This is a genomic window from Mumia sp. ZJ430 (assembly GCF_011751845.1).
Taxonomy (GTDB): domain Bacteria; phylum Actinomycetota; class Actinomycetes; order Propionibacteriales; family Nocardioidaceae; genus Mumia.
On sequence record NZ_JAAHFK010000004.1, the window covers coordinates 253740 to 268392 of the forward strand.

The 14653-nt window shown below is 69.6% G+C and carries 12 protein-coding genes; 7 read left to right on the forward strand and 5 right to left on the reverse strand.

Going from position 1 to position 14653, the window contains the following annotated elements:
• Window positions 1-65 precede the first annotated feature (65 nt).
• Complete coding sequence (locus HCT63_RS17425) at window positions 66-1274, forward strand: benzoate/H(+) symporter BenE family transporter (protein WP_167007847.1); 1209 nt, start codon at window positions 66-68, stop codon at window positions 1272-1274.
• On the opposite strand, the gene HCT63_RS17430 is transcribed toward HCT63_RS17425, so the two are convergent.
• The 3 genes from HCT63_RS17430 to HCT63_RS17440 all read right to left on the reverse strand — a co-directional run bounded on the left by HCT63_RS17430 (window position 1243) and on the right by HCT63_RS17440 (window position 4963).
• On the reverse strand, window positions 1243-2124 hold the full coding sequence (locus HCT63_RS17430; RefSeq protein ID WP_167007849.1) for a sugar ABC transporter permease: 882 nt from the start codon (window positions 2122-2124) through the stop codon (window positions 1243-1245). The genes HCT63_RS17425 and HCT63_RS17430 overlap by 32 nt on opposite strands.
• Window positions 2124-3758, reverse strand: coding sequence for an ABC transporter permease subunit (locus tag HCT63_RS17435; RefSeq protein ID WP_167007851.1), 1635 nt, complete (start codon window positions 3756-3758; stop codon window positions 2124-2126). Before HCT63_RS17435 ends, HCT63_RS17430 begins: the two co-directional genes overlap by 1 nt.
• Window positions 3759-3844: 86 nt before the next feature.
• A complete protein-coding gene (locus HCT63_RS17440; RefSeq protein WP_208322536.1) occupies window positions 3845-4963 on the reverse strand; it encodes a maltose ABC transporter substrate-binding protein in 1119 nt (372 codons plus the stop codon).
• A gap of 364 nt (window positions 4964-5327) precedes the next feature.
• Here HCT63_RS17440 and HCT63_RS17445 point away from each other — a divergent pair, with 364 nt between their 5' ends.
• The 4 genes from HCT63_RS17445 (at window position 5328) to HCT63_RS17460 (ending at window position 10212) form a co-directional block, all read left to right on the forward strand.
• Window positions 5328-7052 carry a glycoside hydrolase family 13 protein gene (locus tag HCT63_RS17445; RefSeq protein WP_167007856.1) on the forward strand — a complete coding sequence of 575 codons (1725 nt, stop codon included), beginning with the start codon at window positions 5328-5330 and terminating at the stop codon, window positions 7050-7052.
• A gap of 4 nt (window positions 7053-7056) precedes the next feature.
• Window positions 7057-8097: a LacI family DNA-binding transcriptional regulator gene (locus tag HCT63_RS17450; protein ID WP_208322500.1), complete on the forward strand. Its 1041-nt coding sequence runs from the start codon at window positions 7057-7059 to the stop codon at window positions 8095-8097.
• Window positions 8098-8107: 10 nt separating this feature from the next.
• Window positions 8108-9478 carry a potassium transporter TrkG gene (locus tag HCT63_RS17455; protein WP_243843096.1) on the forward strand — a complete coding sequence of 457 codons (1371 nt, stop codon included), beginning with the start codon at window positions 8108-8110 and terminating at the stop codon, window positions 9476-9478.
• A gap of 62 nt (window positions 9479-9540) precedes the next feature.
• A complete protein-coding gene (locus tag HCT63_RS17460) occupies window positions 9541-10212 on the forward strand; it encodes a TrkA family potassium uptake protein (protein ID WP_243843097.1) in 672 nt (223 codons plus the stop codon).
• 7 nt (window positions 10213-10219) lie between these two features.
• Here HCT63_RS17460 and galE read toward each other — a convergent pair whose 3' ends face one another.
• Together galE and HCT63_RS17470 are read right to left on the reverse strand one after the other, a co-directional pair.
• Entirely contained in the window at window positions 10220-11203 is a 984-nt protein-coding gene (gene galE / locus HCT63_RS17465; protein ID WP_167007858.1) for a UDP-glucose 4-epimerase GalE, read from the reverse strand.
• Between the two features lie 10 nt (window positions 11204-11213).
• Entirely contained in the window at window positions 11214-12350 is a 1137-nt protein-coding gene (locus tag HCT63_RS17470) for a PQQ-dependent sugar dehydrogenase (RefSeq protein WP_167007861.1), read from the reverse strand.
• A 152-nt stretch (window positions 12351-12502) separates the two neighbouring features.
• On the opposite strand from HCT63_RS17470, the gene HCT63_RS17475 reads away from it, so the two are divergent.
• Together HCT63_RS17475 and HCT63_RS17480 are read left to right on the forward strand one after the other, a co-directional pair.
• The gene (locus tag HCT63_RS17475) at window positions 12503-14218 is read left to right on the forward strand and encodes a sodium:solute symporter family protein (RefSeq protein WP_167007863.1); all 1716 of its coding nucleotides are present in this window, start codon (window positions 12503-12505) and stop codon (window positions 14216-14218) included.
• A gap of 11 nt (window positions 14219-14229) precedes the next feature.
• The gene (locus HCT63_RS17480; RefSeq protein ID WP_167007865.1) at window positions 14230-14514 is read left to right on the forward strand and encodes a hypothetical protein; all 285 of its coding nucleotides are present in this window, start codon (window positions 14230-14232) and stop codon (window positions 14512-14514) included.
• The last annotated feature ends 139 nt before the right edge of the window (window positions 14515-14653 follow it).

The following is a 14653-nucleotide window of genomic DNA, read 5'->3' on the forward strand; positions in this document are numbered from 1 at the left end:
CCACCCTAGCCCGTACAGTTCCGTATACAGAACGTTCCGTATGCAGAACGCGCGAGGAGACGGCGATGACGAGGTCGGATGTGCCCGGACGGCAGCCGTACGTCGCGGGCGTGGTGGCGGCGCTCGTCGGGTTCACGAGCTCGTTCGCCGTCGTCCTCGCGGGGCTGCGCGCCGTCGGGGCGTCCGGGCCGGAAGCGGCGTCGGGCCTGCTGGTCCTGTGCGTCGCGCAAGCGGTCGGCATGATCGTGCTGTCGTGGCGCTATCGGATGCCGTTGACGCTGGCGTGGTCCACGCCGGGCGCGGCGATGCTCGCGGGGGCCGCCGCGACCGACGGGGGCTGGCCTGCCGCGGTCGGCGCGTTCGCGGTGACCGGGCTGCTGATCGTGGCCACGGCGGCATGGCCCGCGCTCGGGGCGATCGTCGCACGCATCCCGGCCCCGGTCGCGCACGCGATGCTCGCCGGGGTGCTCCTCCCGCTGTGCCTCGAACCTGTCCGGGGCCTCGCGGCCAGCCCGTGGATGGTCGCGCCGATCGTGGTCACGTGGCTTGTGCTGCTGCGCCTCGCGCCGCGCTGGGCCGTGCCGGCGGCGTTCGCCGTGACGATGGCGGTCGTCGCGCTCTGGCTCGCGCAAAACGGCGACAGCCTCGACGGGCCGCTCCTGCCGCACCTCGTGTGGACGGCTCCGTCGCTGGAGTGGCAGGCCGTCGTCGGGATCGCGCTGCCGCTGTACGTCGTGACGATGGCCGCGCAGAACGTCCCCGGCGTCGCCGTGATGGCGTCGTACGGGTTCACCGTCCCGTGGCGCGCGACGATGGCGACGACCGGAGTCGGCACCCTCCTCGGGGCGTCCGCCGGAGGTCATGCGATCAACCTCGCCGCCATCACCGCGGCGCTGGCGGCGGGACCCGAGGCAGGGCCCGACCCGAGACGACGGTGGCTCGCCGCGCACACGGCCGGCTGGGCGTACCTCGTCATCGCGCTGCTCTCGACCGCGCTCGCCACAGTCGTCGCCGCAGCCCCGCGGGGAGTGGTCGAGGCCGCGGCCGGGCTCGCGCTCGTCGGCACGCTCGGGGCCTCGCTGCACGCCGCGATGTCGGCGACCGTACGCCGCGAGCCCGCCGTCATCACCTTCGTCGTGGCGGCCAGCGGCGTGACCGTCGCGGGGATCGGCGCGGCGTTCTGGGCGCTGGTCGCCGGCGTCGCCGCACACCTCGTCCTGCGGTTTCCCAGACCCGGACCGGCTACTTCACCGAGCCGGACACCAGCCCGTTGACGATGTAGCGCTGCAGGGCGAGGAAGACCACCATGACCGGGATCGCCGCGAGCACGGCGCCGGCGGCGAAGATCGTCCAGTTGGTCGACGTCTGCTCCGAGACGTAGCCGAAGAGCCCGACCGAGAGCGTCTGCTGGTCCGGGTCGGTCAGGAACACGCTCGCGATCACGAACTCGCTCGTCGCCGTGATGAACGCGAGCAGCCCGACGACCGCGAGGATCGGCGTCACAAGCCGCAGGATAATCCCGAAGAAGATCTGCGCGTGGCTCGCCCCGTCCAGCCTCGCGGCCTCGTCGATCGAGACGGGCACGGTGTTGAAGAAGCCGTACATGAGGTACGTGTTCACACCGAGCGCGCCGCCGAGGTAGACGAGGATCAGGCCGGCGTGTGTGCCGATCCCGAGCGAGGGGAAGACGTCACCGATCGTCGACATGAGGATGAAGATCGCGACGACGGCGAGCATCTGCGGGAACATCTGGATCAGCATCAGCGACATCAGCCCGAAGCGGCGGCCGGTGAACCGCATCCGTGAGAACGCGTACGCCGCGAGTGCGCCGAGGAAGACGGTGCCGATGGCTGTGATGCCGCCGACGACCAGGGTGTTGACGAACCACTTGCCGTACGGCCGGGACGGGTCGGTGAACAGCTCGCGGTAGTTGCCGAGGTCGATCGTGGCGAACAAACGGCTGCTGCCGGCCAGCGTGCCGGACGGGTCGAGCGACGCCGACAGGACGTACAGCAGCGGGAACGCGGCGTACGCGGTGACGACGATGCCGACGACGTGTCGCCAGCCGAGCGTGGCGAACCACCGACGGAAGGTACGGCGGCGTGGTGCGGGGACGGTGCTCATCAGTGGATGTCCTCCAGTGCCTTCGTACGGCGGAACAGCAGCGCGGAGATCACACCGATGACGACGAAGATGATGATCGCCAGCGCGCTCGCGAGCCCGTAGTCGCGGCCCGTGCCCGTGCCGAACGCAACCTTGTAGACCATCGTGATCAGCAGGTCGGTCGCGCCGACGTCGTTGGTGGTGTCCTCGAAGCGAGGGCCGCCGCGGGTGAGCATGTAGATCACGTTGAAGTTGTTGAAGTTGTAGGCGAACGTCGTGATGAGCAGCGGCGCCACCGACACGAGCAGGAGCGGCAGCTTGACCGCGCGGAACGCCTTCCAGGGGCTCGCGCCGTCCATGCGTGCCGCCTCGCTCATCTCGTCGGGGATCGACTGGAGCGCGCCGGTGCACACGAGGAACATGTAGGGGAAGCCCAGCCAGAGGTTCACGAAGAGCACGCTGAAGCGCGCGAGCCACGGGTCGGTGAGCCACTCGATATCGGCGCCGCCGAGCAGCACCTGGTTGATGAAGCCGAACTCCGCGTTGAGCATCCCCGACCAGACGAGACCGGACAGGAACGCGGGGAACGCGTACGGGAGGATCAGCATCACCCGGTAGAACTTCTTGCCCCGCATCCGCGCGACGTTGAAGACGGTCGCGAGGAACAGTCCGAGGCCGAAGCAGAGCACCACCGACAGCGTCGCGAAGACGAACGTCCACGCGATCACCGACACGAGCGAGTCGCGCAGCTGCGGGGTCTCGGCCGCCCGGCGGAAGTTGTCGAAGCCGACGTTGATCTGCCATCCGGGCACCAGCTCGTCGCCGTCGGCGGAGACGAAGGCGCCGTCCCCCTCGTCGCGGTAGACGACCCCGGTCGTGGTGTCCGTGACGCTGTCGGTCGCGGCGTCGTAGCGGAGGTGGGAGCGGTACTCGTACGCGCTGCTGCCGTCGGCCGTACGGAGGCTGCCGTCGGCCGGGTCGTCGGAGACCGGGACCGCCACCTCGAGGATCTCGTCCTGGCGCTGGAGCAGCTCCTCGAACGAGAGCGACGTGTAGCCGTCGAGGCCGACCGCCTTGCCCGAACCATCGGTCTCGGCGTCGTCGGTGGGCTCCTGCGGCTCGTCGGACGAACCGACCGTGACCGCTCCGTCGGGAGCGGTCAGGAGGAAGGCGAGCTCACCGCGGCGTTCGAGCACGGAGAGCTGGTACTGGGGGGAGTCGGGAACCCGTTCCTGGCCCTTCGTCGAGATCGCTGCGACCGCGTCGTCCTTGCTCCCGAGGTGGCCGTCGCCGGCATTCGTGAACGCGATGAAGCCGGTGTAGACCATCACGAACACCTGGAAGACCAGCAGGAGCACGATGCCGGGAGCGAGGTACTTCGCGGGGAGGCCGTCTCGGCGCAAGTAGATGACGTTGACCGCGACGGTGAGCACCACGCCGATCGCGAGGACGAGCCACTCGTCCTGCGCGGCGAGCAGGAACACCGCGTACAGCGCGAAGGCGTCGACGACCGCGAGCAGCACGATCTTGACGAGGATGCCGACGAGCCCGTCGGTCTCGCCCGGACGGCTCAACCACGCCCACGGGCCACGACGGCCCGGTCGCTGGTCCGGAGATCCCGAGCCCTCGGTGCGGGGTTCGTCGGTGAGCGTCATGAGGTGAGGCCCCTCCTGGGGAACGTACGGGGGGAGTCAGGGCGGCCGGGGAGCAGAGGACCCGCTCCCCGGCCGTCAGGACGAGGTCAGCCGGCGACCTTCGCCTGGACGCTGGTGACCATCTTCGGCCAGGCCTGCGCCGGGTTGGCCTTGCCCTTGATGATGTCGAGCTCGGTCGCGCCCCAGTCGGCCCAGACCGCGTCCATCTGCGCGATGGCGGGCATCGGAGCGCCGGTCTTGCCGATCTCGCCGAACGCCGCGACGATCGGGTCGGACGCCGCCTTCTCGAACGACGCCTTCAGGGCCGGCGGACGCCCGCCCTGGGCGAACAGCGCGTCCTGGGCGTCCTCGGTGCTGAGGTAGTTGAGCGCGAACTCGCTCGCCGCGAGCGCGTTCTTCGCCTTGGCGCTGATGAAGAAGCCGTTGACGCCGATGAACGGGGTGGCTGCCTCGGAGCCACCGGTCGGGATCGGGTCGATCGCGATCTCGATCCCGGCCTTCTGCATGTCCGGGATGTTCCACGGGCCGGTGAGGAAGTACGGGGACTCGCCCTTGTTGAAGGCATCCTTGGCGATGTCGCCGGTGATGTTGGCGTTGAACGCGCCGGCCTTCGACCACGCGGCCAGGTCCTTGGCGAACTCGACGCCGCCGGGGTTGCCCAGACCGAGCTTGGTCGGGTCGTAGTCGCCCTCGGCGTTGCGCTCGAAGACGGGAGCGCCGTACGAGGTCTGGATGCCGTAGAGGTGGTAGGGATCGCCCTGCTTGGGGTCGAGCCCGACGAGGAACGGATACTTCGCCTTGCCGGAGTCGACGACCTTCTTGCCGGCCGCGACGACGTCGTCCATCGTCGCCGTCGGCTCGGGGAGCAGCGCGGTGTTGCGGACCAGGGCGACGTTCTCGATCGCATACGGCAGGCCGTAGGTCTTGCCCTCGAACGTCATGGCCTGGACGGCCGCGTCCTCGAACTGCGAGGCCTTGTCGCCGAGCTCGAGCGGCGCGACGACGCCGTTCTGGACGAATTTGCCGACCCAGTCGTGCGGGCCGACGATCAGGTCCGGGCCCTTGCCGGCGGAGACCTGGGTGATGAAGTCGTCGCGAGCGGCCTGGAAGTCCTTGATGACGAGCTTGACCTCGACGCCCTTGTCCTCCTTGAATGACGCGACGGCGTCCTTGAGGGCGGGCGCACGCTCGGCGTCGACCCACATGGACAGGGTCGAGGTGGCGCCGCTGTCGCCGTCCTTCTTGTCGTCTTCTGCCGAGCCGCCGCACGCGCTCAGCAGGAGGGCGGATGCCGCGGCGAGGACGCCTGCGGTGAGTGCGCCCCTCGAGTTCACCAGCATGATGCTCCCTTCAAGGTGTGGAATCGCTTCCATTTCTAGGTCAGATACGCCGTGCTCGGCAAGAGGCGCGGCGAAACATGCTCGCAACATTTCGATAACGGGCTGGTCAGTGCCCTGGTTTTTCAGGGGAGGGCGCCACCAGCTTCGGAGGCTCGTGCTGGAGAGCGCCGCGGAGATGTGTTGTAATCGCTTCCAATTCAGTGACGTTCGACACGACGGAGGAGAGAGCATGGCGGTCGAGGTTGCGCCTCGGATCGACGGGCCGGCGGCCACGGAGGATCGTACGGAGCGGGGTGGATGGTGGCGTGATGCCGTCGTCTACCAGGTCTATCCGCGGTCGTTCGCCGACGGCGACGGCGATGGCACGGGTGACCTTCGCGGGATCACGCGACACCTCTCGTCGCTCGCCGAGCTCGGCGTCGACGCGGTCTGGCTCTCGCCCTTCTACCCCTCGCCGCAGCGTGACGGCGGGTACGACGTGAGCGACTACTGCGACGTCGACCCGATGTTCGGCTCGCTCGACGACTTCGACCTGCTGGTGGGTGAGGCGCGCGCCCTCGGGCTGAGGGTGATCATCGACCTCGTCCCCAACCACGCCTCGAGCGACCACCCGCTGTTTGCCGCCGCGCTCGCCGCGGCACCGGGCAGCCGCGAGCGTGCCCGCTTCGTCTTCCGCGACGGCGCGGGAGAGTCCGGCGAGCTGCCTCCCAACGACTGGCGCTCGCACTTCGGCGGCCCGGCGTGGACGCGGGTGACGGAGGCGGACGGCCTCCCCGGCCAGTGGTACCTCCACCTGTTCGACCCCACCCAGCCCGACTTCGACTGGGAGAACGACGAGGTCCTCGCGTTCTTCGACGACGTGCTTGACTTCTGGCTCGCGCGCAGTGTCGACGGCTTCCGGGTGGACGTGGCGCACGCGCTCGTGAAGGCGCCAGGACTTCCGAACTGGGGTGGCAGGGCCGATGGCGCGAGCAGCCCGGGCTTCCCGGGCGAGGACGCGCCGATGTTCGACCAGCCCGGCGTCCACCGGATCTACGAGCGCTGGCGTGCTCGCCTGGAGACGTGGGGCTCCGACCGCATCCTGTGCGCCGAGGCGAACGTCACACCGCTGACCCGGGCCGCAAAGTGGGTGCGCCCGCGCGAGATGCACCAGGCCTTCAACTTCGCCTACCTCCACACGCCGTGGGACGCCCGTGCGCTGCGTGCGGTCATCGACGAGTCGCTGGCGGCGTTCGGGGGAGTGGGAGCGCCGAGCACGTGGGTGCTCTCCAACCACGACGTCGTCCGGCACGCGACACGCTTCGCGCTGCCGGCCGGGTCGGTCGAGACGGGGCACGGCATCACGGAGGCCACCGGCCTCGACCCCGTACGAGGTGAGCGTCGTGCGCGCGCGGCCGCGCTCCTGATGCTCTCCCTGCCGGGCGCGGTGTACCTCTATCAGGGGGAAGAGCTCGGGCTGCCCGAGGTGCTCGACATCCCCGCCGCGCAGCGCCGCGACCCGTACTTCCTCCGCAGCGGCGGCGCGGTGACCGGCCGCGACGGCTGCCGTGTCCCCATCCCGTGGGAGGCCGACGCGCCGGCGTACGGGTTCAACGCGACCGGCGAGAGCTGGCTCCCGCAGCCGGCGCAGTGGGCCTCGTACGCCCGGGACGTGCAGCGACGTGACCCGGCCTCGACGCTGTCGCTCTACACGGCCGCGCTCGACCTGAGAAAGTCCCTCGGGCTCGGATCGGGTTCGCTAGCGTGGTCCCGCACCGATGACGCGGTGCTCGGACTCGTGAACGGGGAGGTGCTCGTGCTGGCAAACCTCTCCTCCGACCCGGTCCCGGTCGACGGTCACGAGGTCCTCCTCGCCAGCACCCCCGACGCCGTGGTCGACGGACACCTCACGTCCGACGCGACCGTGTGGCTTCGTCTGCGTCCTGCGGGCGAGCCCACCCCTGAGGGGGCGTGAGGCGGTGTCGAGCAAGGCGGTGACGATCAAGGAGGTCGCCGAGCGGGCAGGCCTCTCGGTCGCTACCGTCTCTCGGGCCCTCAGCGGGCGCGGGCATGTCTCCGAGACCGCACGCACCCTCAGCGCGCAGGCCGCCCGCGAGCTCGGCTACGTCGCCTCGTACAACGCCGCCAGTCTCGCGTCCGGGCGCAGCAAGAACGTCGGCCTGGTCGTGCCCTGGGTCAACCGGTGGTTCTTCAGCACCGTCATCGAGACGGCGTCGACCGTGCTCGCCGCCGAGGGGTACGACCTCACGCTCTACTACCTCGGCGGCGGCAAGCGTGAGCGCGACCTGGTGTTCAGCGACTTCCTGCTGCGCAAACGCGTCGACGGCCTCCTCGCGGTCTCGCTCGAGCTCGACGACGCCGAGCGTGCGGACCTGCTGCGGGTCGGCACGCCCGTTGTGTGCATCGGCGGCGTGATGCCCGGCGTCTCGACCGTGAGCATCGACGACTTCGCGTCCGCCCGGCTCGCGACCGAGCACCTGATCGCGCTCGGGCACGAACGGATCGCCCACCTCGGCTGGGAGGGGCCGGGCGACTTCGACCTCGCAACCACGCGGCAGGGCGGGTACGCGCACGCGTTGAGCGAGGCAGGGATCCCGCCTGCCCCGGAGCTGCTCGTCCTCGGTGACTTCACGATGGCCGAGGGGTACGCCGCCGCCAAACGGCTGCTGTGCGATCCCCGGCTGCGCCCCACGGCGATCTTTGCCGCCTCCGACGAGATGGCGATCGGCGCGATCACGGCGGCACGCGACCTCGGGCTCGACGTCCCGCGTGACGTGTCCGTCGTCGGCATCGACGGACACGACCTCGGCCCGGTCTTCGGGCTGACGACCGTCGACCAGCACGTGCGCGCCCAGGCGACGCAGGCGGCGGGGCTGCTGCTCGGTCTTCTCGACGCCGAGCCCGGCGACCGCGAGCCGGTCCACTCCGAGCTCGAGGTCGACCTGGTGGTCCGGGCCAGCACGATGGTGCCGAACCCCGACAGACCTCCGAGCCGGTAGCGTCTGGCAGGTGGCCCTCTCCTCACGGCGGTCGCGCTGGTCCAACATGGCGACGGCGCTGGCGCACCCCGTCCGCATCCTGCCGGTGACATTCGTCGCCGGCAGCATCGTGGGCACGCTGATCCTGATGCTGCCGGGCATGCGGACGGAGGGTCAGAGCGGCAACGGACTGCTCCAGGCCTCGTTCACGTCCGTCTCCGCCGTGACCGTGACCGGGCTGAGCACCGTCGACGTCTCGTCGTACTGGACGCCGCTCGGGCAGGTGGTCGTCCTCGTGCTCGTCCAGATCGGCGGTTTCGGGTTCGTCACGCTGGCGACGATCCTCGGTGTCGTCGTCGGGGGCCGGATCGGACTGCGCTCGCGGCTGGCCGCACAGGTCGACCTGCACCTCGTGAACCTCGGCGAGGTCATCCCGCTGGTCAAGCGGATCCTGTTCACGATGCTCGCCTTCGAGGCGGTGGTCGCGGTCGTCCTGACGGTGGGCTTCGAGTCGCGCCACGGCGAGGGGTGGGGAGAGGCCCTCTGGCACGGCATCTTCTACTCCGTGATGGCGTTCAACAACGCCGGGTTCGCGCTGGCACCCGACAGCCTCGTCGGCTACGCCGGCGACGCCGCGCTGATCCTGCCGATCTCGGTGGCGGTCTTCGTCGGGGCGATGGGCTTCCCCGTGCTCGCCGAGCTCTCGAAGCGCTGGCGCCGCCCCGAGCGCTGGTCGATCCACACGCGCCTCACGGTCTGGGGCTCGTTTCTCCTGCTCGGCGTGGGCACGCTGCTGTTCGCGGCCGTCGAGTGGGCCAACCCGGCGACCATCGGCTCGATGCCGCTCGGGGAGAAGCTCGTGACGTCCTTCGAGGGTGGCGTCATGCCACGCTCGGGCGGCTTCAACTCGGTCGACTACTCCGACGCCCACCCGGAGACGACGCTCATCGCCACGATCATGATGTTCATCGGCGGCGGCTCGGCGAGCACCGCCGGCGGCATCAAGATCACGACCTTCTTCCTTCTCGGGTACGTCATCCTGGCCGAGGTCCGCGGCGACCCCGACGTGACCATCGGCTCGCGACGCATCGGCGCCAGCACCCTGCGTCAGGCGCTCACGGTCGCGCTGATCGCCGTGATGCTGGTGGTCGTGGGGACGTTGGCGCTGCTGGCGCTGGCCGACGTCAGCCTCGAGGAAGCCTTGTTCGAGGCGACGTCCGCCTTCGGCACCACCGGCCTCTCGATGGGGATCACCGGTACGCTTCCCGGCGGCGCACAGGTGGTGCTGATGGCCTTGATGCTGATCGGACGTGTCGGTACGGTCGCGACGGCATCCGCGCTCGCGCTGCGCGCCCGGCCACGTCGCTTCCACCTCCCCGAGGAGCGCCCCATCATCGGATGAGCGGCGCAGGGTCGGACGACCCGACGCACGGCACGGATTGACCTACGACGAGGAGACGAGCAGTGGCTAAGCAGGACGTCCCGGCGGATGCACCGGTCCTCGTGATCGGTCTCGGGCGCTTCGGCACGGCGGTCGCGTCGTCGCTGACCCGCCTCGGGCACGAGGTGCTGGGGATCGACGAGAGCATGGATCTCGTGCAGAAGTGGGCGACCGAGTTCACGCACGTCGTCCAGGCGGACTCGACCGACGAGGAGGCCCTCCGGCAGATCGGCGCTGACCAGTTCGACCGCGCCGTCGTCGGTATCGGCACCGACATCGAGGCGAGCGTGCTGACCGTGCTCACCCTCAACGAGCTCGGGGTGCGCGAGGTCTGGGCGAAGGCCATCAACAAGAAGCACGGCAAGATCCTCGAGCGCGTCGGTGCGCGTCACGTCGTCTATCCGGAGTCCGCGATGGGCGAGCGCGTCGCGCACATGGTCACCGGCACGATGATCGACTTCATCGAGTTCGACGACGGGTTCGCGATCGCCCGTACGGCGGCACCTGCCGGAGCGGTCGGCCGGACGCTCGCGGAGTCGGCCCTGCGGAGCCAGTACGGCATCACGGTCGTCGGGGTGAAGCGGCCCGGCGCCGACTTCACGTACGCCCGACCGGAGACGTTCGTCGGCGAGTTCGACGAGCTCATCGTGTCCGGCGCGACGAAGAAGGTCGAGCGCTTCGCCGGCCTCTCCTGACCGCGAGTCACTCCGGGAGGCTGCTCCGACCGACGACGTGCATCCAGGCGCCCCATGCCGAGCGGACCATGTCCGTGAGGTCGTGCCGCATCGCCCACTCCAGGTCGCGCGCAGCCAGCTCGCCCGACGCGACGATCCGCGCGGGGTCGCCCGGACGGCGCGGCCCGATGGTCGGAACGAAGTCGATCCCCGTCACCGACGCGATCGTGTCCATGATCTGGCGTACGGAGACGCCCTCGCCGCTCCCCAGGTTGTAGACGGGCTCGAGCGCCGCCTCGTTGGCCAGCGCCCGCGCCGCGACGACGTGGCTGTGCGCGAGGTCGGTGACAGAGACGTAGTCGCGGACGCACGTGCCGTCGGGCGTCGCGTAGTCGTCGCCGTTGATCATCGGCACCCCGCCGTCTGTCAGCGTCTTGAACACCTTGGGGAAGAGGTTGTGTGGGCTCGCGTCGTACAGATCCTCATACCCCGACCCGACGACGTTGAAGTATCGGAGCGACGTCTGCCGCAGCCCGGTCGCGGCCGCCTGCGCGCGCAGCACCCACTCGTCGACGAGCTTGCTCTCCCCGTACGGGGACTCTGGCGACGTCGGCGTCGTCTCGGTGACGATCTCGGTGTCAGGCGTGCCGTACACGGCGGCTGACGACGAGAACACGATCGACTCGACACCCTCCTCGGCCATCGCCTCGAGCAGGTGGACAGTGCCCGTCACGTTCTGCTCGTACGTGTGCAGCGGCCTGTGCACCGAGACACCGGCGTACTTGTAGCCCGCCACGTGCACCACCCCGCGTACGGCGTGCCCGCGCAGCGTCGTACGGACGGTGTCGGTGTCGGTGACGTTGGCCTCGACGAAGGGGACGTCGCCCGGGACGAACTCGCGGAACCCCGTCTCCAGGGAGTCGAGCACGACGACCTCGATGTCGGCGTCGAGGAACGCGCGGACGACGTGCGAGCCGATGTATCCCGCGCCGCCGGTGACGAGCCAGGTCATGCGATCGACCCTAACCGACGGTGACGCGCAGGATGCGGTCGTCGCCGGCCCGTGGGTCGCCACGGCCGTCGGTGTTGCTGGTCGTCACCCAGAGCGACCCATCGGGGGCGGGGATGGCGTTGCGGATGCGGCCGAGGTCCTCGCCGGCGAGGCGCCGTCGCGGTCGTCCGGCATCGGTGCCCGACAACGGCACAGCCCAGACGCACTGTCCGCGCAGCGCGGCGACGTACGCCGTCCCGTACGCGATCCCGACTCCGGCGGGCGAGGCGTCGTCGGTGCTCCACCACGCCTTCGGGCCGGTGATGCCCTTGGCGTCGGTCGGACCCTCGGTCTGCGGCCAGCCGTAGTTGGCGCCGCGCTCGATCAGGTTGAGCTCGTCGGTCTCCTGGTCGCCGAACTCCGCCGCCCAGAGTCGGCCCGCGGAGTCGAACGCGAGCCCCTCGATGTTGCGGTGACCGTACGACCACACACGGTTGCCGAACGGGTTGCCTTCGGCGGCCTTGCCGTCGAGCGTCATGCGCAGGACCTTCCCGGCGGGCGAGTCGACGTCCTGGGAGCGCTCGCCCTGCCCGGCGTCGCCGGTGCTGGCGTACAGCGTGCCGTCGGGGCCGATCACGAGCCTGCCGCCGTTGTGGTTGAACGCGCGGGGGATGCCGTCGAGCAGCACCTTCGGCCGGCCCAGGCGTCGCCCGTCGTACGCCATGCGCACGATCCGGTTGTCGTCAGGCGAGGTGAAGGCCGCGATCACCGCGTCCTCGCCAGGGAGGACGACGATCCCCATGAGACCGCCCTCACCGCTGTCGGTGTCGACGCCGGGCACCTCGCCGACGGTGGTCGTACGCCCGCCACCGACTCGGACGACGCGCGCGGTGTCGCGCTCGGTGACCAGCGCGCTGCCGTCGCGGAGGAAGGCCAGCCCCCACGGAACGGTGAGGTCCTCGGCGATCGCGCCGTCGACGCTCAGGCGCGTCGGGTCGCCCGGCGCAGCGGGTGCCGGAGACGCCGGAGCCGTCGACGGCGACCCAGGGGGAGCGGTCGTCGGCTCGGTGGCCGGAGCCGAGTCGGGGTCGTCGCCGGTGCAGCCGGTGGCGAGCCCGGCCCCAGCAGCAGCGAGTGCGACGAGGACCTCTCGGCGAGTCAGCGACATAGGGACAGTCTTCCGTACGGCGCGTCGGTGGACACCCCTGCGCGCGCCGCGACGGCCCGTTCTTCTCGCGCTGCCGACCCGCCTGCTCAGGAGTAACGTGCCGAGCGGGGCCGGGCCCGGGCCCGACATCGACCGACGACGCAGGAGGGCGGATGGACGGCACGGTGTGGCTGGCGGCAGACGACACGTTTCGTCTGGACACGGGGTTCTCCGACTACCTGATCATCGGGATCTACTTCATCTTCGTCCTCGGCATCGGCATCCTCGCCAAGCGCCAGGTCTCCAGCAGCATCGACTTCTTCCTCTCCGGACGGTCGCTTCCTGCCTGGGTGACCGGCCTCGCGTTCATCTCGGCGAACCTCGGCGCGGTCGAGATCATGGGCATGTCGGCCAACGGTGCGCAGTACGGCCTGCCGACCATGCACTACTTCTGGATCGGCGCTGTCCCGGCGATGCTGTTCCTGGGCATCGTGATGATGCCCTTCTACTACGGCTCGAAGGTCCGCAGCGTCCCCGAGTTCATGCGCATGCGGTTCGGCACCGGCGCGCACCTGGTCAACGCGCTGAGCTTCGCGATCGCCCAGCTGCTGATCGCCGGCGTCAACCTCTACCTGCTCGCGACGATCGTCGAGGTCATCTTGGGCTGGCCGCTGTGGGTGTCGCTGATCGCGGCCGCGATCGTCGTCCTCACCTACACCACGCTCGGCGGCCTCTCCGCCGCGATCTACAACGAGGTGCTGCAGTTCTTCGTGATCGTGGCCGCGCTGCTGCCGCTCACGCTGGTCGCGCTGCACAAGGTCGGCGGGGTCAGCGGTCTGACCGACAAGATCTCGGCGACGCCTGGGGGCGACGAGGAGCTCTCGTCCTGGCCGGGCACCAACCTCACCGGCATCGAGGACCCGTTCTGGTCGGTGGTCGGGATCGTGTTCGGCCTGGGCTTCGTGCTGTCCTTCGGCTACTGGACGACGAACTTCGTCGAGGTCCAGCGCGCGATGGCGTCGAAGTCGATGTCGGCCGCGCGCAGCGCCCCGATCATCGGCACCTTCCCGAAGATGTTCGTGCCGTTCATCGTCGTCGTCCCCGGCATGATCTGCGCGGTCCTCATCCCGGAGATGATCGACCTCAAGGCCGGCGACGCAGAAGCGGGCGTGGACTACAACGACGCCATCTTGCTGCTCATGCGCGACCTGTTGCCCAACGGCATGCTGGGCCTGGCCATCGCCGGTCTGCTCGCGTCGTTCATGGCCGGCATGGCCGCCAACATCTCCGCGTTCAATACGGTCTTCAGCGTCGACCTCTGGCAGCAGTACGTCCACAAGGACCGGCCAGACGGCTACTACACCTCGGTCGGTCGCTGGGCCACCGTCGGCGCGACCGTGGTCGCGATCTTCACCGCACTGATCGCGTCGAACTACTCGAACCTGATGGACTACCTGCAGACGCTGTTCGGGTTCTTCAACGCCCCGCTGTTCGCGACGTTCATCCTCGGTATGTTCTGGAAACGGATGACGGCCACCGCAGGTTGGGTCGGGCTGGTCTCCGGTACCGCGGCGGCCGTGCTCGTCGCCTTCTTGAGCGAGGACGCGTTCGGCAGTGCGAGCATCGGCGTGCTGCCACTGTCCGGCCAGGGGGCGAGCTTCGTCGCGGCGAGCGCCGCGTTCGTGGTCGACATCGTCGTCAGCTATGTCGTCAGCCTGGCGACGCAGCCGAAGCCGGCCACCGAGCTGCGTGGCTTCGTCTACTCGCTGACCCCGCGTGACCAGCTGCGCGACCCGCTCGCCCACCTGCTGCCGTGGTACCGGCGCCCGACCGTCCTCGCCGCGATCTCGCTGGTCATGGTGATCATCTTGAACATCATCTTCTGGTGAGAGGATCTCCCATGGCTGAGCGCAAGAACCGCTTCAAGATCGCGTCGGCGTTCGACATCAGGACGATCATCGGCACCCTGCTGGGCATCTACGGCGTGATTCTCACCTTCCTCGGCATCTTCAACGCCTCCGACGCCGAGCTCGAGAAGGCCGACGGCTTCAACGTGAACCTCGTCAACGGGCTGATCCTGCTCGCGGTCGCCCTCATGTTCATCGTCTGGGTGATCGTGAAGCCGCTGGTCGTCGAAGAGGTGCCCCCGGAGGCGCTGGAGGACCAGAAGGCAGGCCCTGAGTAGGCGCGACCGGGTGGGACACGGCCCGCGCTAGCATGGGTGCCATGTACGGCGAGCTCCTTGTCGAGCCGCGCTGACGCCACCCGGTCAGCGCGGCAGCCCCTCTGCTCGAGGGGCTGTTCTGTGTACGGAGCCGTACGAG